Annotated in this window: 24 protein-coding genes and 1 pseudogene; 10 read left to right on the top strand and 15 right to left on the bottom strand. The window is 68.8% G+C overall.

All coding sequences use genetic code 11. The annotated features are described in order from the left end of the window. Positions 1-120: 120 nt before the first annotated feature. Positions 121-426: a FliM/FliN family flagellar motor switch protein gene (locus OXS27_RS19670; RefSeq protein WP_243924821.1), complete on the bottom strand. Its 306-nt coding sequence runs from the start codon at positions 424-426 to the stop codon at positions 121-123. Positions 427-536: 110 nt separating this feature from the next. Here OXS27_RS19670 and lipB point away from each other — a divergent pair, with 110 nt between their 5' ends. After that, positions 537-1,259, top strand: coding sequence for a lipoyl(octanoyl) transferase LipB (gene lipB, locus OXS27_RS19675; protein ID WP_243924805.1), 723 nt, complete (start codon positions 537-539; stop codon positions 1,257-1,259). A gap of 155 nt (positions 1,260-1,414) precedes the next feature. On the opposite strand, the gene OXS27_RS19680 is transcribed toward lipB, so the two are convergent. Further along, positions 1,415-3,571, bottom strand: coding sequence for a carbohydrate porin (locus OXS27_RS19680; RefSeq protein ID WP_267358330.1), 2,157 nt, complete (start codon positions 3,569-3,571; stop codon positions 1,415-1,417). Between the two features lie 366 nt (positions 3,572-3,937). Here OXS27_RS19680 and OXS27_RS19685 point away from each other — a divergent pair, with 366 nt between their 5' ends. The 4 genes from OXS27_RS19685 to OXS27_RS19700 are packed head-to-tail and all read left to right on the top strand — an operon-like array spanning position 3,938 to position 7,163. Further along, positions 3,938-4,501, top strand: coding sequence for an iron transporter (locus tag OXS27_RS19685; RefSeq protein WP_243924803.1), 564 nt, complete (start codon positions 3,938-3,940; stop codon positions 4,499-4,501). Between the two features lie 16 nt (positions 4,502-4,517). Continuing rightward, positions 4,518-4,859 (top strand): cupredoxin domain-containing protein, encoded by a 342-nt coding sequence (locus OXS27_RS19690; protein ID WP_267358331.1) that lies wholly within the window; start codon positions 4,518-4,520, stop codon positions 4,857-4,859. Further along, the gene (locus OXS27_RS19695; RefSeq protein WP_267358332.1) at positions 4,856-6,289 is read left to right on the top strand and encodes a 4Fe-4S binding protein; all 1,434 of its coding nucleotides are present in this window, start codon (positions 4,856-4,858) and stop codon (positions 6,287-6,289) included. Before OXS27_RS19690 ends, OXS27_RS19695 begins: the two co-directional genes overlap by 4 nt. 49 nt (positions 6,290-6,338) lie before the next feature. Continuing rightward, positions 6,339-7,163, top strand: coding sequence for an FTR1 family protein (locus tag OXS27_RS19700; RefSeq protein ID WP_243924800.1), 825 nt, complete (start codon positions 6,339-6,341; stop codon positions 7,161-7,163). Positions 7,164-7,257: 94 nt separating this feature from the next. Here the strand turns inward: OXS27_RS19700 and OXS27_RS19705 are convergent, their stop codons facing one another. Then, on the bottom strand, positions 7,258-7,734 hold the full coding sequence (locus OXS27_RS19705; protein ID WP_267358333.1) for a hypothetical protein: 477 nt from the start codon (positions 7,732-7,734) through the stop codon (positions 7,258-7,260). Positions 7,735-7,797: 63 nt separating this feature from the next. Continuing rightward, positions 7,798-8,646, bottom strand: a complete 849-nt coding sequence (gene sseA, locus OXS27_RS19710; protein ID WP_267358334.1) for a 3-mercaptopyruvate sulfurtransferase — start codon at positions 8,644-8,646, stop codon at positions 7,798-7,800. A 387-nt stretch (positions 8,647-9,033) separates the two neighbouring features. On the opposite strand from sseA, the gene OXS27_RS19715 reads away from it, so the two are divergent. Then, complete coding sequence (locus tag OXS27_RS19715) at positions 9,034-9,267, top strand: GcrA family cell cycle regulator (RefSeq protein WP_243924797.1); 234 nt, start codon at positions 9,034-9,036, stop codon at positions 9,265-9,267. A 33-nt stretch (positions 9,268-9,300) separates the two neighbouring features. On the opposite strand, the gene OXS27_RS19720 is transcribed toward OXS27_RS19715, so the two are convergent. The 7 genes from OXS27_RS19720 to cpaB all read right to left on the bottom strand — a co-directional run bounded on the left by OXS27_RS19720 (position 9,301) and on the right by cpaB (position 17,484). Next, on the bottom strand, positions 9,301-10,278 hold the full coding sequence (locus OXS27_RS19720; protein WP_243924796.1) for a type II secretion system F family protein: 978 nt from the start codon (positions 10,276-10,278) through the stop codon (positions 9,301-9,303). Between the two features lie 46 nt (positions 10,279-10,324). After that, a complete protein-coding gene (locus tag OXS27_RS19725; protein WP_243924795.1) occupies positions 10,325-11,317 on the bottom strand; it encodes a type II secretion system F family protein in 993 nt (330 codons plus the stop codon). Positions 11,318-11,320: 3 nt separating this feature from the next. Beyond that, positions 11,321-12,766: a CpaF family protein gene (locus OXS27_RS19730; RefSeq protein ID WP_267358335.1), complete on the bottom strand. Its 1,446-nt coding sequence runs from the start codon at positions 12,764-12,766 to the stop codon at positions 11,321-11,323. A 30-nt stretch (positions 12,767-12,796) separates the two neighbouring features. Next, positions 12,797-14,074, bottom strand: a complete 1,278-nt coding sequence (locus OXS27_RS19735; protein ID WP_243924793.1) for an AAA family ATPase — start codon at positions 14,072-14,074, stop codon at positions 12,797-12,799. Positions 14,075-14,142: 68 nt separating this feature from the next. Further along, the gene (locus OXS27_RS19740; RefSeq protein ID WP_267358337.1) at positions 14,143-15,066 is read right to left on the bottom strand and encodes a CpaD family pilus assembly protein; all 924 of its coding nucleotides are present in this window, start codon (positions 15,064-15,066) and stop codon (positions 14,143-14,145) included. A gap of 43 nt (positions 15,067-15,109) precedes the next feature. Then, positions 15,110-16,666, bottom strand: a complete 1,557-nt coding sequence (locus OXS27_RS19745; protein WP_267358361.1) for a type II and III secretion system protein family protein — start codon at positions 16,664-16,666, stop codon at positions 15,110-15,112. Between the two features lie 5 nt (positions 16,667-16,671). Then, the gene (gene cpaB / locus OXS27_RS19750; RefSeq protein WP_267358338.1) at positions 16,672-17,484 is read right to left on the bottom strand and encodes a Flp pilus assembly protein CpaB; all 813 of its coding nucleotides are present in this window, start codon (positions 17,482-17,484) and stop codon (positions 16,672-16,674) included. A gap of 270 nt (positions 17,485-17,754) precedes the next feature. Here cpaB and OXS27_RS19755 point away from each other — a divergent pair, with 270 nt between their 5' ends. Beyond that, positions 17,755-18,999 carry an ABC transporter substrate-binding protein gene (locus OXS27_RS19755; protein ID WP_267358339.1) on the top strand — a complete coding sequence of 415 codons (1,245 nt, stop codon included), beginning with the start codon at positions 17,755-17,757 and terminating at the stop codon, positions 18,997-18,999. A gap of 10 nt (positions 19,000-19,009) precedes the next feature. Here OXS27_RS19755 and OXS27_RS19760 read toward each other — a convergent pair. The 4 genes and pseudogenes from OXS27_RS19760 to OXS27_RS19775 all read right to left on the bottom strand — a co-directional run. Further along, positions 19,010-19,273: pseudogene (locus OXS27_RS19760) on the bottom strand (type II toxin-antitoxin system YafQ family toxin); the annotation flags it as partial. 3 nt (positions 19,274-19,276) lie between these two features. Then, positions 19,277-19,540, bottom strand: coding sequence for a type II toxin-antitoxin system RelB/DinJ family antitoxin (locus OXS27_RS19765; RefSeq protein WP_267358340.1), 264 nt, complete (start codon positions 19,538-19,540; stop codon positions 19,277-19,279). A gap of 82 nt (positions 19,541-19,622) precedes the next feature. Beyond that, entirely contained in the window at positions 19,623-20,786 is a 1,164-nt protein-coding gene (locus OXS27_RS19770; RefSeq protein ID WP_243924788.1) for an iron-containing alcohol dehydrogenase, read from the bottom strand. 52 nt (positions 20,787-20,838) lie between these two features. Then, entirely contained in the window at positions 20,839-21,783 is a 945-nt protein-coding gene (locus tag OXS27_RS19775; RefSeq protein WP_267358341.1) for a LysR family transcriptional regulator, read from the bottom strand. A 112-nt stretch (positions 21,784-21,895) separates the two neighbouring features. On the opposite strand from OXS27_RS19775, the gene OXS27_RS19780 reads away from it, so the two are divergent. The 3 genes from OXS27_RS19780 (at position 21,896) to OXS27_RS19790 (ending at position 25,778) form a co-directional block, all read left to right on the top strand. Continuing rightward, positions 21,896-23,392: a CoA-acylating methylmalonate-semialdehyde dehydrogenase gene (locus OXS27_RS19780; protein WP_267358342.1), complete on the top strand. Its 1,497-nt coding sequence runs from the start codon at positions 21,896-21,898 to the stop codon at positions 23,390-23,392. A gap of 182 nt (positions 23,393-23,574) precedes the next feature. Further along, entirely contained in the window at positions 23,575-24,720 is a 1,146-nt protein-coding gene (locus OXS27_RS19785; RefSeq protein ID WP_267358343.1) for an isobutyryl-CoA dehydrogenase, read from the top strand. Continuing rightward, positions 24,717-25,778, top strand: a complete 1,062-nt coding sequence (locus tag OXS27_RS19790; protein WP_267358344.1) for an enoyl-CoA hydratase/isomerase family protein — start codon at positions 24,717-24,719, stop codon at positions 25,776-25,778. The genes OXS27_RS19785 and OXS27_RS19790 overlap by 4 nt, the downstream gene beginning before the upstream one ends. Positions 25,779-25,781: the final 3 nt, after the last annotated feature.

The raw sequence follows: 25,781 nt of genomic DNA on the forward strand, positions 1-25,781 counted from the left end.
GGACGCGACGATCCGTGTCCGCTCGCTCGACAAAAGCGGCCCGCGGGAAATCCCGGAGGCCGATCTGGTGCCGGCGGCGCAGCGGATAACAGATCGATCCACCGCCGACAAGCGCTTCGCTCACGCGGACTCGTACCCGCTGTCCAGAAACGAGGCCGCACCGTCACCGATGCTGGCGCCCGGCTCCACGATCGAGGCCGCCTTGCGGATCAACTCCGTCACCTCGACGGAGATGCGGTCACCGGTCACCACGATCTGCCCGCGGGCGACCGGATGGTCGTTGGCCAGGATCTCGACCATGTCGCTGTCGCTGGCGTCCAGCTCGATCACGGCGCCGCGGCCCATGCGCAGCAGCATGTGCAGCGGCATGCGGGTGCGGCCGAGCACCACCGTCAGATCGACCTTCAGCGTCTCGAAGACCGCCACTGCCCGCCATCCCGTCTCGCGGCCAAGACCTTGCAACCGCCGGCCGCGGATGTTGAAGGCTTCGACCATCGACGCAGGATGGTGAACCATTGGTAAACGCGCCCCGCCTCATGGTGAGTCCCCATGCCTTCCCGAAGCGGCCCGGCTCCGATCCGGTCGCGGGGCCGGTGACGTGGCGGGTGAGCGACGCGCCCGTGGCGTACGAGGCCGCCGTGGCCTGGATGGAGGCGCGGGTCGAGGCGATCGCCCGCGGTACGGCACCCGAATGTGTCTGGCTGCTGGAGCATCCGCCGCTCTACACGGCCGGAACGTCGGCCCGGCCGGAGGATCTGGTGACGCCCGACCGGTTCCCGGTCCACGCCACGGGGCGGGGCGGGCAGTACACCTATCACGGACCCGGCCAGCGCGTGGCCTACGTGATGCTCGATCTCGACCGCCGCAGCCGCGATCTGCGCGCCTACGTGGCGAGCCTGGAGGCGTGGCTGATCGAGACGCTCGCGGCCTTCAACGTCCGCGCCGAGCGCCGGGAGGACCGGGTCGGCGTCTGGGTGCGCCGCCCCGAGAAGGGGCCGGAGGTCGAGGACAAGATCGCGGCGATCGGCATCCGGGTGCGCCGCTGGGTGAGCTTTCACGGGATCAGCCTGAACGTCGAGCCGGACCTCGCGCATTTCGACGGGATCGTGCCCTGCGGGGTGCGCCTGCATGGCGTGACGAGCCTCGTCGATCTCGGTCTGCCGGTGAGCATGGCCGAGGTGGACATGCAGCTCCGGGCGGCGTTCGAGGATATTTTCGGGGTGACGGCGATGGAGTCCGTAAACGCCGGCGATCCGTGAGCGCGTTCTGGCCGAGGCAAGCCTCAGGCGTCTGCGCGTCGGATCGCAGGGCGCTGCCCTGAACCCGCGGAAGGTCTCGACCTTTCGAAACCATGACGTTCCCAACACCCGCGCGGACGTTCGCCCAACACCATCCGAACAGGCGTCGTGCGCCGTCAGAAATCCGCGTGCAGCCGCGAGGCGAAGAAGTGGGCCGGGCCGCGGTCGCGGTTGTAGCCGGGATTGTCGATGAACTGGTAGTCGAAGGTCAGGGTCACGAACTTGGTCAGGTTCAGGGCGTAGTAGGTCTCCAGAGCCCGCTCGGTGCCGTAGTTGAGCCGGCCATCGCCGATCAGCAGCCCGTAGAAGCCGGCCGCGAAGGCCGCCCGGTGGGAGGGCGAGAGCCCGTTCATTGCCGCGCCGATCCCGACGGTGTCGTCCGGCCGGTCCCAGGCCTTGCCCTTCAGCGACAGGCCACCGGAGAAGCTCTGGTCGACATCGGTGAACGAGATGTTCTCCGTGCGGCCGTCGTTCAGGCTGGCGCGGGCGAACAGGCCGAGTTCCGGCGTCAGCGCCTGTTCCAGGTTGACGTAGCCGCCGGTCTTGCGCCGGGGGCGCCGGGTTGCCCCCGCCGCGTCGTTGATGTCGTCGAACGCGCCGAGTTGCGTCAGCGTCACCACCTCCCGGTTGTTGGCCGAGTTGCCGACATTCGAGAAGAACCCGAGGCGCAGCTTGCCCGGCTGGTCCAGCCCCGGCAGGACGTAGCGCTGCTCGAACTCGGCATTGAGCCCCGCCCGGCGGAACACCCGCGGATCGAGCACGTCGCTCGACGGCTCCTTGGGCACCTGCGTGTAGGCGGCGCGGATCGCGAATTCCGGCCGGTTGTACTCGGCATAGACACCCTGCGTAAAGCCGGGGAGATTCGCCGGGAAGTCCCAGGCCGAGGAGCCCCAGATCGACCAGTTGAAGAAGTCCACCCGCGGATCGTGCGCGTAGATGTTGCCGTCGAAGAAGTCGCCCAGCGCGAACTTGCCGGCGATCAGCGTGATCCGCTCGGCATCGTAGCGGGTGGCAACCTGGTTCGGCCCGTCCGGCACCTCTACGGTCTCACCGCCGAGGTTGATCGTCTGCTTCACGTAGTAGCGGTTCGAGCGCAGCTTCGGGAACGGGGCGCCGGCCTTCTGCGCCTCGCCGTTGACGAAGCCAGCCACGCCCAGCGTCCGCGACAGGCCGAACCCCTGGCTGAACTCGGGATTGTAATAGACTTCCGTGGTGTCGGTGAGCTTGAGCCCGAGGAAGATCGTGGCCGTGGTGGTCTGCCGGGTCTGATTCGGGATCTGGCTCTGCGCGCCCTCATAGGGCGAGCGGAAGTTCGGCACGCCCTGCGCAATCAGCGTCGTCTGCCCGTGCAGAGAAAAGCGGCCGGTATCGCCATTGTCGGGATCGTGCGGTGCCGTCTCGTCCGGATCCGGCGGGACCCGCAGCCCGTCCGGGAACCACATCAGGCGGGCGAACATCTGGTGCGAAGTGAAGCTGGACCGGGTCGAGACCGGTCCGCCCAGATCGCCGGGGACTGTGCCCAAGCCGAAGCGCCGGCTGCCGCCGAGATCGACGTAGCGATAGTCGATCCCCAGGGCGAGGTCGTCGGTGATGGCGTATTGCACGCCCGCTCCGAGCGTGAACCCGACATAGCCGAGTTCGCGCCGCGCCGTATTCTGGCTGCCCGTATCGAGATCCGGATAGGTCGCGAGGAAGCGCGCGTTCGCGCCGGCGAGGCCGAAGGACCCGTAGACGAGATAGCGCTCGAAGCTGTAGCCGAGCCGCGCCCGCAGGGTGCCGTAGAGTTCGGTCTTGGCGCGCACGATGTTGAACGCGGGGTCCACATCCGCGTAGCCGAAGCCCGCGAGGGTCGAGGGGACCGGCCGCTTCAGGTTCGCCGCGTCGATATTGGCCTCGACGCCGTACACCCAGGGGCCCGCCTGCCAGTTCCAGCCGCCGAACAGCCCGCCCGCCGCCGTGGTGGCGTTGCGCCCCTGGTCGCTGCGGCCCGTCGAGTCGCCGCTCTTGAAGGCCGGGACCGGCCGCCCCCCGATCGTCGTCGGGCCGAACGTGTAGGCCCCGTAGGAGCCGCCGGCACTGCCTTCCAGTCCGACATAGCCGCCCGACCAGTCGGTGTAGGCGGATACCTCCCCTGCCGGACGCTGCGCCGCGAGGTCGGCCGCGCCGGCAGGCGCGATGACTGCAGGCGTCAGCAGGAGAACGGCCGCCTGGGTCAGCGCCGGGATTCGAGCACGGAATTTCGCTTGAGCCAGGGGCGCGGGACGGATTCTCATGCGACTCACAGCAACAATATAGCTTTTGCTAAAACCCGCTTCGCTTCCGCGCAAGCCGTGGCGGGCCGGGGCGTCGCACGCGGTGTCGCAGGTGCGGCATCGCTGCATCCGCTCCTCGGCCATGGTTTCGGCCTTCAGCGTGGCAGTTGCATGACGTTCCCGAGATCGCTGCACCGGTCAAGATCCGGTCGGCAACAGGCGGGAGAAAAGTCTTGGTTGCGACAGATTACAATCGGACAATTGGGCGACTGAGACAGGGAAATACAGCGCCAGCATCCCAATAGGCTTTCAGATTAGAATTGTTATTATTTGATAGTGGGGTGATGCCTGTTTGAAGTTCTGGCGCGAGGGTCTATGTGCAAAACCATGCGTGCCTCAACCGCCCCGACGATTCTCCGCGGCCTCGCCATGGTCGCCGCCCTCGCGATCGCGGGATCGGCCGCGGCCAAGGAGGTGCCGATCGGCCCGCATGTGACCCGCAACGGCCTGGAGGTCGCTGCCGTCTATTTGCAGCCGATCGAGATGGAGCCTGCCGGGATGATGCGCGCGGCCGCGCAATCGGACCTCCATCTCGAGACCGACATTCGCGCCGCCAAGGACAACCGCAACGGCTTCGCCGAGGGCGACTGGGTGCCGGCCCTCGACGTGCATTTCGAGGCGGTGAAGCTCGACGGCGACAAGCCGACCGACCAGAAGGTGTCGGGGATGCTGATGCCGATGGTCGCCAATGACGGGCCGCATTACGGCGACAACGTCAAGCTGTTCGGTCCCGGCCGCTATCGCCTGAAGGTCACCGTCGCGCCCCCCGGCAAGGACAGCCATTTCGGCCGCCACGTCGACAAGGAGACGGGGGTCGGCCCGTGGTTCGAGCCGTTCGACGTCGTGCAGGACTTCACCTTCGCCGGCGTCGGCAAGAAGGGCGCCTATTAAGTTTCCGGAGGTGTTCGTGTCCCGCCCGCTGCGCGCTGCCGCACTCGCTGCCCTGCTCCTCGCCGCTTCCGCGGCCGCGTCCGTGCGCGCGGACGACATGCCGGTGATCAAGGTGGAGATGCGCGACGGCGTGATCCTCCCGGCGGTGATCGAGGTGCCGGCCAACACCCGCTTCAAGCTGGAGATCTCGAATACCGGCCAGTCGCCCGTCGAGTTCGAGAGCGCGGAGCTCAAGCGCGAGAAGGCGCTGGCGGCGGGTTCAACCTCGGCGATCGTGTTCCGCACCCTCGATCCGGGCACCTATCAGGTGTTCGACGATTTCCATCCGGACGCCAAGGCGACCCTGGTCGCCAAATGAGCGCGTCGACGACAGCGCCTGCGGCCCTGTCCGCCGTCTCTCGTCTCGCACGCCGCGCCTGGATCGACGCACGGCTCGCGCAACTCGGCGACGGCATGCGCCGCTACGGCTGGGTGCTCCGGGCCGTGCAGTGGCTGATCATCGCCGTCTACGCGGTGCTGGTGATCGTGCCCGCCCTGCTGCCGCTGCCCGACAACGCCGCCCATATCTGGACCAACCTGACGCTGGCCGCGCAGTTCGCCTTCTGGGGGATCTGGTGGCCGTTCGTGCTGCTCAGCATGGTGCTGGTCGGTCGGGCGTGGTGCGGGGTGCTCTGCCCTGAGGGGGCGCTGAGCGAGTTCGCCAGCCGTTGGAGCCGCGGCTACGCCGTGCCGCGCTGGATCACGTGGCAGGGCTGGCCGTTCCTGGCGTTTGCCGGCACCACGGTCTACGGCCAGATGACCAGCGTGTACGGCTATCCGAAGCCGGTCCTGGCGGTGCTCGGCGGCTCGACCCTGGCGGCGATCGTCATCGGGCTGCTCTACGGGCGCAACAAGCGGGTCTGGTGCCGCTATCTGTGCCCGGTCAACGGCGTGTTCGCGGTGCTGTCGAAGCTCGCCCCGATCAGCTTCCAGGTCGACCGCGCCGCCTGGGCGGCCTCGCCCAAGCCCGCCCGGGGTGCCGAGGCGTTCAACTGCGCGCCGCTCGTGCCGGTGAAGACGATGCGCGGCTCCGGGGCCTGCCACATGTGCGGGCGATGCAGCAATCATCGCGGGGCGGTGCGCCTCGCCCTGCGCTCGCCCAATCATGAGATCGTGCACGTCGCCGGCACCGAGCCGGATTTCAACCAGACCGTGCTGATCCTGTTCGGCATGCTGGCCCTGGCGGTGGGGGCGTTCCAGTGGTCGGCGAGCCCCTGGTACGTCGAGGCCAAGCAATGGGCCGCCACCTGGCTCATCGAGCGTGGGGTGACGTGGCCGCTGGAGATGTCTGCGCCCTGGTTCGTGCTGACCAACTACCCCGACCGCAGCGACGTCATGACACTTCTCGATGGCGGGCTGCTGCTGGCCTATATCGGCGCGGCGACGGTGATCCTCGGGCTTGTCCTGTCGGGGATCGTCGCGCTGGCGACCATCTCCCTCGGGGGCTGGTCGCTCCGGCGCTTTCACCACCTGACGCAGACGCTCATCCCGGTGGCGGGCTGCGGGGTCTTCCTGGGGCTCTCGGCGCTTACCGTCACGTTCCTGCGGGGCGACGGCATCGTGATCCCCTACGTGTCGGAGATCCGCGCCGGGATGCTCGGCGGGGCGAGCCTGTGGAGCGTCTGGCTCGCCTGGCGGGTCGCCGGCCTCGACGCCCACGGTCTCCGACGGGCTGCGGCCACCACCTGCATCCTCGGTGCGGCCATCCTGTCGGTGGTCAACTGGGTGCTGATGTTCTGGATCTGGTAGCGCGGTCCGCGCGCCCTCTCGCAACACCTCGCAACCTCTGGAGACCGCCATGATCGGCGCCTTCGTCATCGCCTTCCGCGAAGTCATCGAGGCAGGCCTCATCATCTCGATCGTGCTGGCGGCGACCCGCGGCATCCCCGGCCGGATGCGCTGGGTGCTGCTGGGCATCGCGGGCGGATTGGCCGGGGCCGGCCTCGTAGCCCTGTTCGCGGAAAAGATCTCCGACGCGTTCGAGGGCAGCGGGCAGGACATCCTGAACGCCGCGGTGCTGATCGTCGCGGTGCTGCTGCTGGTCTGGCACAACACCTGGATGAGCAAGCACGGCAAGGAACTGGCGGGCGAATTGCGCGCGGCCGGTGCGGCGGTGCGCTCGGGCGAGCGCGAGGCCGCTGCCCTCTCCATCGTGATCGGCGCCGCGATCCTGCGCGAGGGTGCCGAACTGGTGCTGTTCCTCTATGGCCTCGTGGCCTCGGGCACCTCGGGGGCGGATATCCAGTTCGGCGCCGTGGCCGGCATCGGGGCGGGGGCGCTGCTCTCGGCGGTGACGTATTTCGGACTCGCGTCGATCCCCAGCCGCTATGTGTTCTCGGTGACCAGCGTGCTGATCATCTTCCTGGCCGCGGGGCTTGCCGCGCAGGCTGCCCAGTTCCTGGCCAATGCCGGCGTTGTGGATGTCCTCGGCCACACCCTCTGGAACAGCTCGGGCGTGATCGCGGAGACGTCCTGGCCGGGCCGCATCCTGCATGCCCTCGTGGGCTACACCGATCGGCCCACTGTGCTGCAGGGGCTGGTCTACGTGGCGACCATCGCGGTCATGGTTGGGCTGATGCAATGGAGCGCCGCCGACAAGCGGCGCGCCATGCGGCCTGCCTGAATGCGGGTCGGCCCGGAGGCCGACCCGCGCCCGGATCTCGCACGCCTGGACGGCCCCGCCGCTTCCGGCGGAGAAGTCCGGTTTTTCCGGTTCGTCAGGCCGGCACGGCCCATTTCGCGACGTCGGCCGGCTTCTGCTTGTAGATCGTCCCGGCGAAATCGACGTGCAACTCCGTGGCGACGTCGTCGCCGCGGTGGGCCAGAAGCTCGAAGTGCTTCGGCTTCTTGCGCGGAGCCCCCGTGACCGACCAGCCATCGGCCGCCGCCGCCGCGAGGGCCGTGGCGGGATCGGCCGGCACGTCCGGCCGTGCTGCACCCGGCGGGTGGTGGGGCTTCTTGTGCTGGATCAGCACCGGCTCCCGGCCCTCGGCGGCAATCCGCGTGACCTTGATCTCCGAGGGGCGGCGCTCCCCCTCCAAGGTGACGCGCAGACCGGTCGCGAGCGGGAACGCGTCAGCGCCCTTGGGACCGAGATCGGCCAAGTGCGTGGCGCCGTCCGCTTCGAAGGTGAAGCGGTGTGCAAAGACGTGCTGGATGGTGCCCGACAGGGCGGTGGTGTCGTGATGCGGCATGATCTTCTCCGTAGAGCGCCCAGCCGAGGCGCTTTCGATATATCGGATTGGATCGGCCGTCCGTCAAGGAGCCCCGGTCGCCACCGCCCGGTTCGTGTCTGCGCCCCATTCCGACCACGAGCCGTCGTAGAGGCCGCGAGCGGGCCGGCCCATCGTTTCCAGGGCCAGCGCGATGATCGCCGCGGTCACCCCGGAGCCGCAGGTGGTCACGATCGGCCGGTCCGGATCGACGCCATTCTCCGCGAAGACGGCAGTCAGTTCCTCCGGGCTCTTCATCCGGCCGTCGCGCTGGAGCGCCGCATAGTGCAGGTTGCAGGCGCCCGGCATGTGACCGGGACGGACCCCGGGGCGCGGCTCCGGCTCCTCGCCGCGGAACCGGGTGCCCGAGCGGGCATCGACCACCTGAGCCGCGCCGCTCGCCAGGGCGCGGGCGACGTCGTCCGCATCCGCCACCGCGCCGTGATCGAGCCGGGCCGTGAAGTGCCGGCGTTCGCGCGGGTGCGGCTCGCCCTCCTCGGTGGGGTAGCCCGCCGCCACCCAGGCTGGGAGCCCGCCATCGAGCACGAGGGCATCGCGCACCCCGAAGGCCTTGAGCATCCACCAGACCCGCGGCGCCGAGAACAGGCCCATCCCGTCGTAGACCACGATCTGCTGGCCGTCGCCGACGCCGAGCGCCCGCATCCGTGCGGCGAAGACCTCCGGGCGGGGCAGCATGTGGGGCAGGCTCGACTCGGTGTCGCTCATCGCGTCGAGGTCGAAGCGCCGGGCGCCGGGGATATGGGCCTCGCGGAACTCGGCCTCGGGATCTCGGCCTGTGGCCGGAAGATACCAGGAGGCATCGAGGATCACGAGGTCGGGGGCGGTGAGGCGGTCGTGCAGCCAATCGGGTGACACGAGGGGCGCTTGGGCCATGGGCAAGTCCGGCTCTGGTCGCGGGAACCCGAACCAAACCACAGGTCGGTCCGGCTTGCACACCCGGACGGGATGCGATTGCGAGCGTTCAGGACGTTTCGTCAGCCCGGCGAATGTCAATCGAACAGGCGATATGCCCGCCAGCTACGCATCCGGCACCGTGCTCCGATGCAGTGCGTGCACGTTGGTCTTGTTTTAAATTGCCTTAACCCCAGTTACGACAACACGATGACGCCGATTGCGCCGGTCGGCATCGGGCGAGTCGATTCGGACGCCATCCCCACGGATGCGCCCGGGGTCGCTGCCCGAGGGAGAGGCGTCCGACCCTTCCAGCTGCCGGGGCCCCTGGTCCCATCGAGCAGGATCATCATTGAGCCGATCGACACCATGAATCAACTCGTTCGCATGTCCCAGATCGGCGACGCCGAGACCGTCAAGGAGCCGTCGGCCGATCTTCGCGTGCCCTTCGCGCAGTCCGGGGCCTTCGTGTGCAAGTACATCATCGGCGAGCCGAACGACCGGGCGGTCTGCTGCGGCGCACCGGTGTCTGACGGCAAGAGCTGGTGTGCCTATCACCGCCGGATCGTGTTCGAGCCGACCCGTCCGGGCCGTATCCGCTAAACTCTGCTCTGAGCGGGGCGTCGCCCCCGCGCATCACTGGGTCCGCATGATCTGGATGACGGCGGGGGTGATGATGACGACGAACAGCACTGGCAGGAAGAACAGGATCATCGGCACCGTGAGCTTGGGCGGCAGCCCGGCCGCCTTCTTCTCGGCTTCGGTCATCCGGTTGTCGCGGCTCTCCTGGGCGAGCACCCGCAGCGCCTGCCCGATCGGTGTGCCGTAGCGCTCGGCCTGGATCAGGGCGGTCGCCACGGCCTTCACGGGATCGAGGCCGGTGCGCAGAACCAAGTTCTCGTAGGCCTGACGCCGGTCCGGCAGGAACGACATCTCGGCGGTCATCAGCGCGAGTTCCTCCGCCAGCACCACCGACGAGGTGGCGATCTCGGTGCTCACCCGCCGGAAGGCATGCTCGATCGCCATGCCGGATTCCACACAGATCAGGGTGAGGTCGAGGGCATCCGGCCAAGCCTTGCGGATCTCGGTCTGGCGCTTCTTGGCGGCGTTGACGAGGAACAGTTCCGGCGCCTTGATGCCGGCATAGGCGGCGCCGATCACCAGTCCCAGCCGGACAAGGTACGAGGCGTCGATCGCCTCCAGCACGAACAGGTAGAACAGCGCGCCGATCACCGTGGCAACCGGCACGACGAGGCGGAAGAACAGGAACGCGGTCTCCGCCCCCTGGCCGCGATAGCCCGCCTGCATCAGCATGCGTTTGGCCGTGTCGGTGGCGAGCCAGCGTTGCAGCTGATACCGCTCGACGATCGACTTCATGTAGGCCTTGGGCTCGACGCGCAGCGTGCCCCGCATCGAGACCTGTGCGCCCTTGGCGCGCTCGCGCCGCCGGATCTTCTCGCGCTCGTCGCCCACGAGCTTCATCCGCTTCTCGAGCTTGTCGGTCTCGAAGAATGGCTGCGCCACCGCGAAGGCGGTCGCCGCCGCCGCGATGGCAGTCAGGAGCGTCCCCATGAACCGGGGATCGAACAGCTTCGCGGCGATGTCGTCGATCATGGGATCGGATCCGGGAAAAGCGCGCGGCAGGCGTGAGGGTCCGCCATCAGAACTCGAAGGCGATCATCTTCTTGATGGTGAAGACGCCGATCGACATCCAGATCGCGGCCCCCACCAGCGCGATCTTGCCGATATCGGTCGTCCAGAGCAGCGAGATGTAGTCGGGGCTCGTCAGGGAGGTGATACCCCCCACCCCGAAGGGCAGGCAGGCGATGATCGAGGCCGAGGCCTTGGCCTCCATGCTCATCGCCTGGATCTTGCCGCGCATCTTGGCCCGGTCGCGCAGCACCGTGGAGAGGTTGTTCAGCGCCTCCGACAGGTTGCCGCCCGATTGCTGCTGGATGTTGATCACGATCACGAAGAAGTTGACCTCCGGCGTCGGCACCCGCTCGAACATGCGCATCACGGCGTCGCCGAGGGACAGGCCGAGTGCCTGGGTCTCAACGACGGTCCTGAACTCGCTGCGGACCGGCTCCTCGGCTTCGCGGGAGACCATGCGGAAGCAATCCCCGACCGGGATGCCGGTGCGGATGCCGCGCACAACCACGTCGACGGCGTTGGGCAATTCCTTGTTGAACTTGGCGATGCGCTTGAGCCGCAGGCGGCGCAGCAGCCAGGCCGGCAGGCCGAAGCCCCCGGCGAAGGCTGCACCGACCCCCGCAATGGGGCTTTCGGTCAGCACGAAGAGCAGCAGCCCGCAGATACCGGCGCTGATGGCCGACAGCATGTAGAAGGTCTGCTTGGTCCAATCGAGGCCGGCGCGGGCGAGCTTCAGCTCCACGCTGGCCTTGGAGGCACCCTTGGCCTTGGCCTCGATCTCGCTCAGCGTCTTGGCGACCTGCTCGCGTCGGTTGACCGCCACGCCCCGCAACGCCGCCCCGGTCGGCGAGACGCCGAGCGCTTTCAGGCGCTTATTCGCCCGGCGCTCGCCGTCGAACAGGGGCAGGATCGCCACGTAGGCGACCGCCGCCGCGGCGATGCCGATGAGGCCCGCGACGATCGGAAGGTTCGAAGAGCCGATGGCGGCAAGATTCGGCATGCCTCAACTCCGATCAACAACCTCGGCGGCGTCCAGCGCCTCGCCGAGCCGACGCTCCAGGCCGTAGTAGCGGGCGCGCTCCCAGAATTTCGGCCGGCCGATCCCGGTGGAGCGATGGCGTCCGACCAGCCGGCCGTTCGCGTCCTCGCCGACGATGTCGTAAAGGAAGACGTCCTGGGTGGTGATGACGTCGCCCTCCATGCCGAGCACCTCGGTGATGTGGGTGATCCGCCGGGAGCCGTCGCGCAGGCGCATGGCCTGGATCACCACGTCGATCGAGCCGCAGATCATCTCGCGCAGCGTCTTCGAGGGCAGGGTGAAACCGCCCATCGAGATCATCGACTCGATACGCGACAGGCACTCGCGCGGGCTGTTGGCGTGGAGCGTGCCCATCGAGCCGTCGTGGCCGGTGTTCATCGCCTGGAGCAGGTCGAAGGCCTCGGGTCCGCGCACCTCGCCGACGATGATGCGTTCGGGCCGCATGCGCAGGCAGTTCTTGACGAGATCGCGCATGGTGACCGAGCCCTGGCCCTCCATGTTCGGGGGGCGCGTCTCCAGGCGGACCACGTGGGGCTGCTGAAGCTGGAGCTCCGCCGCGTCCTCGCAGGTGATCACCCGCTCGTCGTGCTCGATGAAGGCGGTCAGGCAGTTGAGCAGCGTGGTCTTGCCCGAGCCGGTGCCGCCCGAGATCACCACGTTACAGCGTGACTGGCCGATGATCTTCAGGACCTCGGCGCCCTCGGGCGAGATCGCCCCGAAGCGCACGAGCTGCTCCAGGGTGAGCTTGTCCTTCTTGAACTTACGGATGGTCAGTGCCGGGCCGTCGATGGCGAGCGGCGGCGCGATCACGTTGACGCGGGACCCGTCCGGCAGGCGGGCGTCGCAGATCGGCGAGGCGTCGTCGACCCGCCGGCCGACCTGGCTGACGATCCGCTGGCAGATGTTCATCAGCTGCTGGTTGTCGCGGAACCGGACGCTGGTCAGCTGGATCTTGCCGTTGACCTCGATGAAGGTCCGGTTGGCGCCGTTGACCATGATGTCGGCGATGTCGTCGCGGGCGAGCAGCGGCTCCAGCGGCCCGTAGCCCAGTACGTCGTTGCAGATGTCGTCGAGCAGTTCCTCCTGCTCGGCGATCGACAGGACGATGTTCTTGAGCCCGATGATCTCCGTGACGATGTCGCGGATCTCCTCGCGCGCGGTCTCGGCGTCGAGCCGCGAGAGCTGCGTGAGGTCGATTGCCTCGATCAGGGCGCCGAAGATCAGGCTCTTGGTGCGATAGTAATCCTCAGAGCGTGTGGTCTCGACGACCATGGGGGTGGACGGCTCGGACCGCTTGGGCGCTGGCGCGGCGTCCCGCTGCGGTGCCGCCGGTGAGGGAGCCGGCGACCGCGGCGCGGGCGCGGGCGCGGGGGCGGCCGGTGCGCCGCCGATCTGGCGTCTACCGAACATGGGCCATTCCCGGAGCGCAATCCCGCCGCATCACGAGGCCTTTCCGCCGACGAGCTTGGCGCCTGGGAACTTGCCGCCGGCGAATTTCGCGAGGAGCGGCTCGAACAGGCTGGTGCGCCCGGGGCGGCGGCTCTCCGAGCGCCCGAGCGTCAGGGCGGCGAGGTCGTTGAAGAGCTCTGCAACCTTCGAGCCGGCCTGGATTTCGGCGATCATCTGGCCGTTGTTGGCGGCCGTGCCGAACAGGGCCGGCTCAAAGGGAATCGTCAGCGCGACGGGAGACTCGAGGGTCTTGGCGAATTCGGGCGTGCCGATCTCGGGGCGCTTGGGCACGCCGACACCGTTGAGCAGGACCCGCGGCGGGGCGTCGTTGGGGCGCCCGTGCTTGAGCGCGCCGAGGAGGTTCTTGGCGTTGCGCAGACTGGCAAGGTCGGGCCCGGCGACGATCAGGATCTCGTCGGCCGCCGTGAGGACGCGCTTCGTCCATGCGTTCCACTGGTGCGGCACGTCGAGCACCACGCAGGGCACGCTCGCCCGCAGGTACTCGATCAGGGCGTCGAAGGCCGGCTCCGACAGGTCGATCGTGCGGTCGAGGCTCGCGGGCGCCGAGAGCAGGCTTAACATGTCGCTGCACTTCGACAGCAGCCGCTCGACCAGGGCGGAATCCAGGCGCTCGGGGGCGAACACCGCCTCGGCGATGCCCTGGGGCGGGTCCTGATTGAAGTTCAGCGAGGCCGTGCCGTAGGCGATGTCGAGATCGGCGATCACCGTCTGGACGCCCTGGCTGCGGGCCACCGACCACGCGAAATTGTGCGCCACCGTGGAGGCGCCGATCCCGCCCTTAACCCCGTAGACCGCCACCGTGCGGCCCACCGGCTTGACGCCCGGGGCCGTGAACAGGTCGGAGATCGCCGCGATCAGGGTCAGCGGATCCAACGGCGCCATCAGGTAGTCGGACACCCCGCGCTGGATCAGCTGACGGTACAGGGTGACGTCGTTGAGATGGCCGATCACCAGGACGCGGGTGCCCTCGTCGCAGACCTCCGCCAGGGCGTCGAGGCATTCGATCGGCTTGGAGCGCGGCCCCTGCGTCTCGATCACGATGACGTTGGGCGTCGGCGCGTGCCGGTAGGCCTCGATAGCCGCGGCACCGCCGCCCATCCGCACCTTGACCTGCGCCTTCTGCATGCGCCGGTCGAGGGCCGCCCCTTCGATCATCGCGGCGGTTTCGCTGGTGTCGCAGAACGCCTGGATGGTGATCCGGGGCACCGGGGCGATCGTGCGCTCGGCTGTCTCGGACAGGTCTGCCATGACGGCACTTTCAGGTTCGCGTTCGGGGTGCGGCGTCGAGGTTAGATGAGGCGGGCGTGTCAGCCAGCCTATTGGGCGACCTGAGATTTTACGTCGGTCTGCCCATCTTGCCGCCATGTGGTTGATGGATCCTTGCCGTCGCGCAACTGGCCAATGTCCCGGACCCGCTTGACCGTGTCGATGCGGCCCTCGGGTCGTCCGCGGACGAGGTCGACGGGGTCCGCCACCTGGGCGGCCACGGTCGATTGCGTGGCACAGCCGAGGTTCCACATCGGCCGGTTGTTGTAATCGAGCGCGAAGTTGCTGGTCCCGGTATCGTTGGGCCAGAGTCCGCAGGCATCCGAGACCTTGGCCTGCATCCGCTGGAAGCTCAGGCGGATCGGCGCGGCGAGGCTCGGAGCCGCCACGGCGTATCCGGTGACGGCGATCTCGCGGGGGCCGACCCGGTCCTGTGCGGCGAGCCGGGTGAGGACAGCCGCGGTGCGCTCGGCGGAGGCGGCCTGGGCCGGCGGCCCGCCGCGCGGGACCTCCATCAACAGGGTCCCGCGCCCGTAGCGGCGGTATTCCAGCATGAAGGCGTCGACATCGGCGGTCTGACGGGGATCGAGATGACCGACCCCTGTCGGGAACACGTCGAGGCTGCGGGTGCCGTCGGTCAGGACGATCGGGTGCCGGGCGCGGTAATCCGAGACCTCGATCGCCCCTGTGGTGGCGACCGGTTGGCTGTTGCAGCCGGCCGCGAGGGCACCGAGCGCGCAGGCGGCGAGCAGGGGGGCGATGCTTGCGGGCGCGACGCGCGCCCTCTCCCGTGCGGGAGAGGGTTGGGGTGAGGGACGAGAAGCTTCAGGACAGAGCACGGCGTCGACGCGCGTCGAGAGTGTGCCCTTTCCGCGCAGTTCTCGACCCTCACCCTGTCCCTCTCCCGTACGGGAGAGGGGACCCACGCCTCCTCCGGCGAACACGGCATCGCTCTGTCGTGGATCGTGGGTCATGGTTGCGATCCTGCGCTCTGACCTTGGATCGGCGTCATCGTTCTCACTCGACGATGAAGCCGACGCGGCCGCGATAGGTCTGTCCGACCGGAGCCGCCCCGGTGGGGGCGACCTTGCCGTACAGGCGGTTGATCTGGCCGAGCAGCACCGCTTGGCCGTCGGTGGAGTCGACGAAGTTGTCGTCGGGCCGGCTGACCTGCTTCGGCTCCATCGGCCGCGCGATGTAGGGGGTGACCATGATCATCAGCTCGGTCTCCATGCGCTGGTAGTCCCGGGAGCGGAACAGGGCGCCGAGGATCGGCAGGTTGATCAGGCCGGGTAGGCCGGAGATCGCCTGCTTGTTCACCTGCTGGATCAGGCCGGCCGTCATCATCACGCCGCCGGAGGGCAATTCGACCGTGGTCTCGGAGCGGCGGACCCGCGTGCCCGGGATGGCGGTCGTGATGCCGTCGTTGGTGTAGTTGAAGCTGGTCTGGGGATCGATCTCGGTCACGTCGGTGGCGACGCGGATCGAGATGCGATTGTCGGCCAGCACAACCGGCGTGAAGCTCAGGGCGACGCCGTAGGGCTTGAAGGTGATGCCGGGAGCGGAGCAGATGCCGCCGACGCAGCTCGAGGCCGCCGAGGGCACTGGGAACTCGCCGCCGGCCAGGAATTTTGCGGCCTCGCCGGAGATCGCCGTCAGCGTCGGTTCCGCGAGCACCCGGGAGACCCCGGCCTGCTCGAAGGCTTTCAGCGTCGCCTGGAGCGAGAAGCCCCCGGCCCGCACAGATGCCTGCAGTTGGTTGCCGGTCGGCGTCGTTCCGCCGGTGATCGGGAAGGGCAGGTTGTTGACCAGGGCGGGAGAGTTGAGGGCGTCACCGAGTGGGTTCAGCGCCGACCAGTTGCCGGTCACGTTGATGCCGAACTGCTTCAGGACGTTGCGCGACACCTCGACCACGGTGACGCGCAACATCACCTGATCCTTGTTGCGGATCGAGAGGTTGTTGATCACCGCCCCGCGCGCGCCGGCCGCGACGCCGCCGCTCGACCCGCCGGAGGCGCCGCCCGCGCTGCCCAACCCCACGAAGGCGTTGGAGATGTCGATCGCCTGCTGGGCGTCCGCCGATGAATTGACCGAGCCCGACAGCAGCACCGAGGCCCCGGAGGAGCGCACGTCGAACCGTCCGCCCGGAATGCTCTGGGCGAGCAACTCGCGGAGGGTCCCGAGATTGAGGTCGCGGGCCACCGTCACGTCGAGGGCGGCGATCTGGCGGCCCTCGGCATCCATGATGAAGATCGAGGTCGCGCCATCGGCCATGCCGATCACGAAGACCTTGCGGGTCGAGCGGACCACGGCGTTGGCCACCGCCGGATTGGCCACGAAGACTTCTTTGGCGTCCCGCGGCAGGTCCACGATCACGGAGCGGCCGGCGGTCAGCTCGACGCGGCGGGTGGAGGCGGCCTCCGCGGCGCCGACCGTGAGGACCGGCGCCGGGCCGTGGATCGGTCGCTCCTGCGCCGCGGCCGGGTTGGCCAGGGCGGCGAGGAGGGCGAGGGTGCAGGCCGAGCGGTAGGCTCGACGGCGCGCCGGGCGGGCGAGGGGCAGCGGAGCGATCATGGCGGTCACGGCGTCTGCTGCCGCGCGACTCCGAAGCGCACCACGGTCAGTGCGGGATCGGTTTGCGCCTGGAGCGTGTCGGAAAGGGCGGTGGGATCGGTCGGCTGGCCGGCATCGGCGAGGCTGCGCAGGGACAGCGACAGGGCCCCGTCCTTCCCGGCGAGCGTCAGGCTCTCGGCCTGGGCTGGGGTGACGGCCAGCGTCGCGGTCTCGCCGGTGACGACGTTGGTGCCGTTCTTCTCTTGGATCAGCTGGCCGATCGCCAGGACGCGGATGTCGGTCAGGATCGTCTGCGAGATCTGGACATCGCGGTTCTCGCCGTTCGTCTTGGTGATCTTGTGGAAGGTGCGGATCACGTCGACGCGGTCATTGGGCAGGATGAAACCGCCGGCCGAATTGGTGCCGCGGCTGTCGGTCGTGATCGCGACCGCGCGCTGACCCGGCGGCAGGATCGCCGCCATGAAGCCGCTCTCCGGGCGCACCAGCTTCTGTGCGCGGATCGGCTCCCCCGCCAGGAAGCCCGAGCGGGCCGAGGCGCCGGTCGTCTCCTCCAGGCCCTTGGGATTGCTCTTGCGGGTGACGAAGCCGGCATTGACGGCATTGTCCGGCCAGGGCTGCCAGCGCAGATCCGTCGGGCGCAGCACCTGACCCATCGGCATGTCGGTGGCGGCCACCAGCACGTCGGTCATGGGCACCGGCGGCGCTTCGACTTTCATCGGCGTCGGAGGCGGCGTCGGATCGCCGCCACTCATCAGGAACGCCGCTCCGCTGCCCGCCGCGAGGGCGATGCCGAGGACGGCAAGACGGGCAGGTTTCATCGCAGGGCCACGAGCCGGAGACGGCCGAATTGCCGTTCACGACCTGAATCTGCGCGGGGAATCGTGTAATTATGGTTAAGGTTTAATAACTCGGCCGCCAGAACGGTACGGAAACGGACATTGCCTTGTTCCCGTCGCGGCCCGGCATCACAACCGGCGCAATCCTTCAGCCTCCGGCCGAGCTGGGCTGTGGAGTCTCACACCGGCGTGATCTATTTTGCATGCGGAACCGCCTCAGAATGCGGGCGCCCGGGTGAATCGGGAGGAGACATGATCAGGACATTGGGCGGCGCGGTGCTGGCGGCGGCGCTGGCAGGGACGGCTCTCGGGGCGTTGACCGGCGCGGCGGCTGCTCAGGGCGGCGCGGACGCGTTCTCGGGCAACGCGGTGCGCATCGGCGTCCTCAACGACCAGTCCGGCCTGTACGCCCAGTATGGTGGCCAGGGCTCGGTCGAGGCGGCCCGCATGGCGGTGGAGGACATGGGCGGCAAGATCGGCAGCGTGCCGATCGAGATCCTCACGGCCGACCACCAGAACAAGCCCGACATCGCCTCGGCGATCGCCCGGCAATGGTACGACCGCGACGGCGTCGACGCGATCATGGAGCTGACCACCTCCTCGGTGGCTCTGGCGGTACAGGGCCTGTCCAAGGACAAGAAGAAGATCACGATCACCACCGGGGCGGCGACCAGCGATCTTACCGGCAAGGCCTGCACGCCCTACGGCTACCATTGGGCCTTCGACACCCGGGCGCTGGCGGTGGGCACCGGCGGTGCGCTGACCCGCGCGGGCGGCAACACGTGGTTCTTCCTCACGGCCGATTACGCCTTCGGCTCGGCGCTGGAGGCCGACACCAGCAAGGTGGTGATCGCCAACGGCGGCAAGGTGGTGGGCAGCGTCCGCCACCCGCTCTCGAACCAGGATTTCTCCTCGTTCCTGCTCCAGGCGCAGGGCTCGAAGGCCAAGGTGATCGGGCTGGCCAATGCCGGGCTCGACACCTCGAACGCGATCAAGCAGGCGGCCGAGTACGGCATCGTCGAGGGCGGCCAGAAGCTCGCGGCGCTGCTGTTCACCCTGTCGGAGGTGCACGGCCTCGGCCTCAAGGTGGCCCAGGGCCTGACGCTCACCGAGGGCTGGTACTGGGATGCCAACGACGAGACCCGCGCCTTCGGACAGCGCTACATGAAGCGCACCGGCCGGATGCCCAACATGATCCAGGCCGGCACCTACTCGGCGGTCCTGTCCTACCTGAAGGCCGTGAAGGCCGCGGGCACCGACGAGACCGACGCCGTCAACGCCAAGCTCAAGGCGCTGCCGGTGGACGATGTCTTCGCCCATGGCGGCACCGTGCAGCCCGACGGCCTGATGGTGCACGACATGTACCTGTTCGAGGTCAAGAAGCCCGCCGAGTCGAAGGGCGAGTGGGACCTCTACAAGCTGATCTCAACCATCCCCGGCAAGGAGGCCTTCGCCTCGCCGGCCGAGAGCGGCTGCCCGCTGACGGCGGCGAAGTAGAACCGGGGGCCTATCCGAAGACTTCGCTGTGCGAGCCTAACCGGGCCAGGCGCAGCGTGCCCGCATCGGGCTTCCGGTAGATCAGCACGCGGTCCGGCTTAACGTGGCAATCACGATAGCCGGACCAATCACCGTTCAGGGCGTGATCCCGGTAACGCGCATCCAGTGGCGCGTCCTCGGCGAGCGCGCGCAGGAGAGGGATCAGATCGGCATTGAGAGTGGCAGCATGCCGGCCCCTCGACTCGCGTTTGAAGTCCCGCTTGAACTGCGTGGCCGTTCAATCGTCCGCATTCAGGTCGGCCATCAGAGCATCCACGTCTGCGAAGCGTTTGCCCTTCCCCGCTTCGAGTTCCGCGAGGGCTGCGCCCGTCGTCGCGTTCGGTACCTTCACGGCGAAGGGTAAGCGTTGCTCATCCGCGATCTGGACCATCAGAAGCCTGATCGCGTCGGAGATCGAGAGGCCCATCGCATCGAGGGCCTTCGCTGCACGGTCCTTCGTGGCGGTATCGATGCGCGCACGGACCACTGTGTCGGCCGCCATGGCTTTCAACTCCTGTTGTAGCCCAAATGTAGCTACAACAGGAGGCGATTGCCAGTGCCCACCCCTGACTCGCTCGCGAGTTTTATGCTGCCCAGACCCGCCGATACAGCGCCACGATCTCCTCGGCGCTGGGCTCGACCGGGTTGTTGGCTGGTGATCCGGAGGCGAGCGCCTGGGCCGCCATGGTGGGCAGCAGCGCCTCCCAGCGCGCCGGATCGATCCCGTATTCCTGCGGGCCGGGCACGTCGAGATCGTCGTTGAGCGCCTCCAGTTCGGCCACCAGGGCTGCGGTGGCGGACCGATCGTCGGTCTCCGGCTTGGCGACCCCGACGGCCCGGGCGCAGGCCGCGTAGCGGTCGATGGCGGCCGGGGCGGAGAAGGACGTGACAGCCGGCAGCAGCATCGCGTTCGAGAGTCCGTGCGCCACGTGGAAATGCGCGCCGATCGGCCGGCTCATCCCGTGGACCAGCGCGACGGAGGAGTTCGAGAAGGCGATGCCGGCCTGCGTCGCGCCCAGCATCATCGCCTCGCGGGCCGCCCGGTCGCCGGGATCGGTCCAGACCCGGCGCAGGTTCGGCGCAATGAGCCGCATGGCCTGGAGCGCCAAACCGTCCGCGAACAGGTTCGACTTGCGTGACACGTAGGCCTCGATGGCGTGGGTCAGCGCGTCGATGCCGGTATCGGCGGTGAGCCGCTTGGGCTTGGTCAGCGTCAATTCGTAATCGACCAGAGCCGCGACCGGCAGGTACGCGAGCCCGATGCAGAGCATCTTCTCGTCGGAGGTCTCGTCGGTCACGATGGTGAAGCGCGTCGCCTCGGAACCGGTGCCCGCCGTGGTGGGGATCGCCACGATCGGTAGGCCGGGCTCGTCCTGCTGGCGGGGCGCCTTGTAGTCGCGCATGTGGCCGCCGTGGCGGGCGAGCACCGCTACCGCCTTCGCGGTGTCCATCGGGCTGCCGCCGCCGAAGCCGACCACGCAGTCGAAATCGCCCTCTTTGAGCGCGGCCAGCGCCGCCTCCACGGAGGCGACGGTCGGGTCGGGCACCGTGTCGGCGAACACGGTCGCGCGCGTGCCCGCACCGGACAGCCGTTCGAGCAGCCCCTCCACCCGACCGCTGCCGGCGAGGTAGGGGTCGGTCACCACGAAGGGGCGCGACAGGCCGAGCTGGGCCAGCACCTCCGGCAGGAGCCGCGAGGCTCCGGCGCCGATGCGCATCAGCCGGGGCAGGGCGATCGAGGCGACCATCGTTTGATCCTCCGACCCGGCGCCTGTTCTGATCGGCCGGGTTCACGCGATCTTAGGGTGCTGCCCGATCCTGCGAAACCACCGCCGCTGACACCGCCGGCCCGGCGAACAGGGCGCCGGCTGCCTCCACCTCGGCGGCGATGAAGCTCGCAACGGCCCGGATGTGGGCGGCTTTCCGGTGATCCTCGTGGATGTGCATGTGGAACGCGCGCGTCAGCGAGACCTGTTCGGGCAGGACCGGCACCAGCCCGGGATGGGCCGCCGCGATGAAGGCCGGCAGGACGCACAGGCCCGCCCCGGCGAGCGTCGCGTAGACCTGCGCCAGGAGGTTGGTGGAGCGCAGGCGGGCGCTGACCGGGGGCCCCAGGGCGCCCAGATAGTTCAGCTCACGCGTGAACAGCATGTCCTCGATATAGCCGACGAAGGGATGTCCAAAGAGATCCGCGATCCCGACGATCGGCGCCGCAGCGCCGAGGTAGGCTTCCGCCCCGTAGACGAACAGCCGGTAATCGGTGAGCCGGCGCGCCACCACACGGGCCTGCTGCGGTCCGGACAGGCTGATCACGATGTCGGCCTCCCGCTTGGACAGGCTGAAGATCCGGGCGGTCGCCATGATCTCCACTTCCAGCCCGGGATGACGGGCGGTGAGCCTGTGCATCCGGGGCGCGAGGAACACGCTGCCGAATCCGTCCGGCGCGCCGATCCGCACCGTGCCCGACACCGCGTGGGCCGCCTCGGTGGCGGCACTGGCCGAGAGGAACGCGCTCTCCATGGCCTCGGCGACGCCGAGCAGGTTCGCCCCGTCCTCGGTGAGCGCGTAGCCGAGGTTGCTGCGGTGGAACAGACGGGCGCCGAGGCCTTCTTCCAGGGTTCGAATCCGGCGCCCGACCGTGGTGTGCTCGGTGCCGGTGCGCGCCCCGGCGGCGCTGAGCGTCCCGGTCCGCGCCACGGCGAGGAAGAACCGGAGATCGTCCCAGTTGGGCCCCGCCCTGGCCATGGCCGCACTCCCGCTGTGCATCGATGCACGACGGCTGTAAGCGCATCCGGCTTTATCGCTCAAGGGATCCTGTTAGGCTCTGGCCAAACCAAATCACCACAGGGAGGCGCGCATGCGCACGATCGGGCATTTCATCGGCGGCCGGAGCGTCGGCGGCGAGAGCGGGCGGTTCGCGGACGTGTTCCACCCCTCGACCGGCGAGGTCCAGGCCAAGGTCGCGCTGGCCGGCAAGGCCGAGATGCGCGCGGCAATCGAAAATGCTGCCGCGGCGCAGCCGGCCTGGGCGGCCACCAACCCGCAGAAGCGCGCCCGGGTGATGATGCGCTTCCTCGAACTCATCCGCGGCGAGAACGATGCACTCGCCGAGCTGCTGGCCTCCGAGCACGGCAAGACGGTGCCGGACGCCAAGGGCGACATCCAGCGCGGCGTCGAGGTTGTGGAGTTCGCCTGCGGCATCCCACACCTGCTCAAGGGCGAGTACACCGAAGGGGCGGGCCCCGGCATCGACGTCTATTCGCTGCGCCAGCCGCTGGGCGTCGTCGCTGGCATCACGCCGTTCAACTTCCCGGCCATGATCCCGCTGTGGAAATGCGCCCCGGCCATCGCGTGCGGCAACGCCTTCATCCTGAAGCCGTCCGAGCGCGACCCGAGCGTGCCGCTGCGCATCGCCGAGATCTTCCTGGAGGCGGGCCTGCCGCCCGGCATCCTCAACGTCGTCAACGGCGACAAGGAAGCCGTCGATGCGATCCTCGACGACGAGGACATCAAGGCGGTGGGCTTCGTCGGCTCCTCGCAGATCGCCGAGTACATCTACGTGCGCTCCGCCCAGACGGGGAAGCGCGCCCAGTGCTTCGGCGGCGCCAAGAACCACATGATCATCATGCCGGACGCCGATATGGGCCAAGCGGTCGATGCGCTGATCGGGGCAGGCTACGGCTCGGCCGGCGAGCGCTGCATGGCGATCTCGGTGGCGGTACCGGTGGGCGAGGCCACCGCCGACCGGCTGATGGAGAAGCTGATCCCGCGGGTCGAGTCGCTCAAGATCGGCCCCTCGCATGACGGCTCGGCCGATTACGGCCCGCTGGTCACGGCGGAAGCGGTGAAGAAGGTCGCGGGCTACATCGACCAGGGCGTCGCCGAGGGCGCCAAGCTCGTGGTCGATGGACGCGGCTTCAAGCTCCAGGGCTACGAGAACGGCTTCTACATGGGCGGCTCGCTGTTCGACCGCGTGACGCCCGATATGACGATCTACAAGGAGGAGATTTTTGGCCCCGTGCTCTCGGTGGTGCGGGCCAAGGATTACGAGGAGGCTTTGGCGCTGCCCTCGACCCACCAGTACGGCAACGGCGTCGCGATCTTCACCCAGGACGGCGACGCGGCGCGCGACTTCACCGCGCGGGTCAATGTCGGCATGGTCGGCGTGAACGTGCCGATCCCGGTTCCGATCGCCTACCACACCTTCGGCGGTTGGAAGCGCTCGGGCTTCGGCGACTTGAACCAGCACGGGCCGGACTCGATCCGCTTCTACACCAAGACCAAGACCGTCACGCAGCGCTGGCCGAGCGGCATCAAGAGCGGCGCGGAGTTCTCCATCCCAACGATGCGCTAGCGCCGCGTTCTCTCCCCCTTGCGGGGAGGGGCTGTGTTCTCTCCTCCCCCTTGCGGGGAGGAGCCGGAGGTGGGGGTGGTGCAGGATCGAGCGCTGCGGTGCCTCCTGCACCACCCCCACCCCTAACCCCTCCCTGCAAGCGGGAGGGGAACGTGCCCGCTTGAACCTTCGGAGCCATGCCCATGAGTTTCGGGCTCGATGAGGATCGAACCGCGATCCGCGAGATGGCCCTCGGCTTCGCGGCCGAGCACATCGCCCCCCATGCCCTCGACTGGGACCGTGACAAGACCTTCCCCGTCGAGACCCTGCGGGCGGCGGCCGCGCTGGGCATGGCCGGCATCTACGTCCGCGAGGATGTCGGCGGCTCGGGCCTGTCGCGCCTCGACGCGACCCTGATCTTCGAGGCGCTGAGCACCGGCTGCCCGACCGTGGCGGCGTTCCTGTCGATCCACAACATGTGCGCCTGGATGATCGACGCCTACGGCGACGACGACCAGCGGCAGCGGTGGCTCCCATCGCTCATGGGCATGGAGCGCATCGCAAGCTACTGCCTCACCGAGCCGGGCTCGGGCTCAGACGCGGCGGCACTCCGCACCCGCGCCGAGCGGGACGGCGACCACTATGTCCTCACCGGCGAGAAGCAGTTCATCTCGGGCGCCGGCGTCAGCGACCTCTACGTCTGCATGGTCCGCACCGGCGAGGCCGGCCCGCGGGGCATCTCGGCCGTGGTGGTGGAGAAGGGCACGCCCGGCCTGTCGTTCGGGGCCGAGGAGCGCAAGATGGGCTGGAACGCCCAGCCGACCCGCGCCGTGCGTTTCGACGGCTGCCGCGTGCCGGTGGGGAGCCGCCTCGGCGCGGAGGGCCAGGGCTTCCGCATCGCCATGAGCGGTCTCGACGGCGGCCGGCTCAACATCGCCGCCTGCTCGCTCGGCGGCGCGCAGGCCGCCGTCGACAAGGCGCTCGCCTATATGGGCGACCGGCGTGCCTTCGGGGCGAAGCTGACCGATTTCCAGGCGTTGCAGTTCCGGCTCGCCGATATGGCGACCAGCCTCGAAGTCTCGCGCACCTTCCTGCGCCACGCGGCCTCGGCACTCGACGCCAAGGATCCGGCGGCCACGCAGCTCTGCGCCATGGCCAAGCGCCACGTCACCGACGCGGCCTTCGAGATCGCCAACCAAGCGCTGCAGCTGCATGGCGGCTACGGCTACCTCGCCGAGTATGGCGTGGAAAAGATCGTCCGCGACCTGCGTGTGCATCAGATCCTCGAAGGGACGAACGAGATCATGCGGGTGATCATCGCCCGCGCGATGACCGGGGGCCACCGATGAGCGACATGATCGTCGAGCGCGTCGGCGCCCTGGGGCGCCTGCGGCTCAACCGGCCGAAGGCGCTGAACGCCCTGACCCACGGCATGGTGGGCGAGATCGACCGGGCGCTCGACCAGTTCTCGGCGGATCCGGGCCTCGCCGCGGTGCTGCTCACCGGCGAGGGCGAGCGCGGCCTCTGCGCCGGCGGCGATCTGCGCACCCTGTACGACAGCGCAGATTTGGTCGCGGCCGAAACATTCTGGCGGGACGAGTACCGGTTGGATGCACGCATAGCCGGTTACGAAAAACCGTTCGTGGCGATAATGGACGGCATCACCATGGGCGGCGGCGTCGGGCTCGCCGGCCATGCGGCCCACCGGATCGTCACCGAGCGCTCCCGCGTCGCCATGCCGGAGACCGGCATCGGCTACTTTCCGGATGTGGGCGGCACGTGGCTGCTGCCGCGGGCACCGGGCGAGACCGGCACCTATCTCGGCCTCACCGGCGAGCCGATGGGTGCCGCCGACGCGATCTTTTGCAACTTCGCCGACGCCATGGTGCCCTCTTCGGCGCTCCCCGACCTGATCGACGCCCTCTCGGCGCTCCCGCCGGATGCCGGGGATGCGGGCGTGCGGGACGTCATCGCGCGCCTCGCGCAGGATCCCGGGCCGGCACCGCTCGCGGTGCATCGCGCCGTGATCGACCGGTGCTTCGCGTTCGACATGGTCGATGAAATCCTGGCGGCCCTCGACGCCGACGGCTCGGATTTCGCGGCCGCGACGCGCAAGACCCTTCTGACCAAGGCGCCGACGAGCCTCATCCTCACGCTCTGCCTGCTGCGCCTCGGGCGCGGCGCGCCGAACCTGGAGGCCTGCCTGGAGCGCGAGTTCCACGCCTCGCTGGCCGTCTTGGCGGAGGGCGATCTCCGCGAGGGCATCCGCGCCGCGGTGATCGACAAGGACAAGAGCCCGCGCTGGAATCCCGCGACCCTCGACGGCGTCGATCCAGCGCGGATCGCCCACTGGCTGGAGAAGCGGGCGGAGCCGGTTTTTTCGGAATCACGCACGGGGCCGGTGTGATGA

The sequence above is a fragment of the Methylobacterium sp. GC_Met_3 genome (assembly GCF_026540775.1).
Classification (GTDB): domain Bacteria; phylum Pseudomonadota; class Alphaproteobacteria; order Rhizobiales; family Beijerinckiaceae; genus Methylobacterium.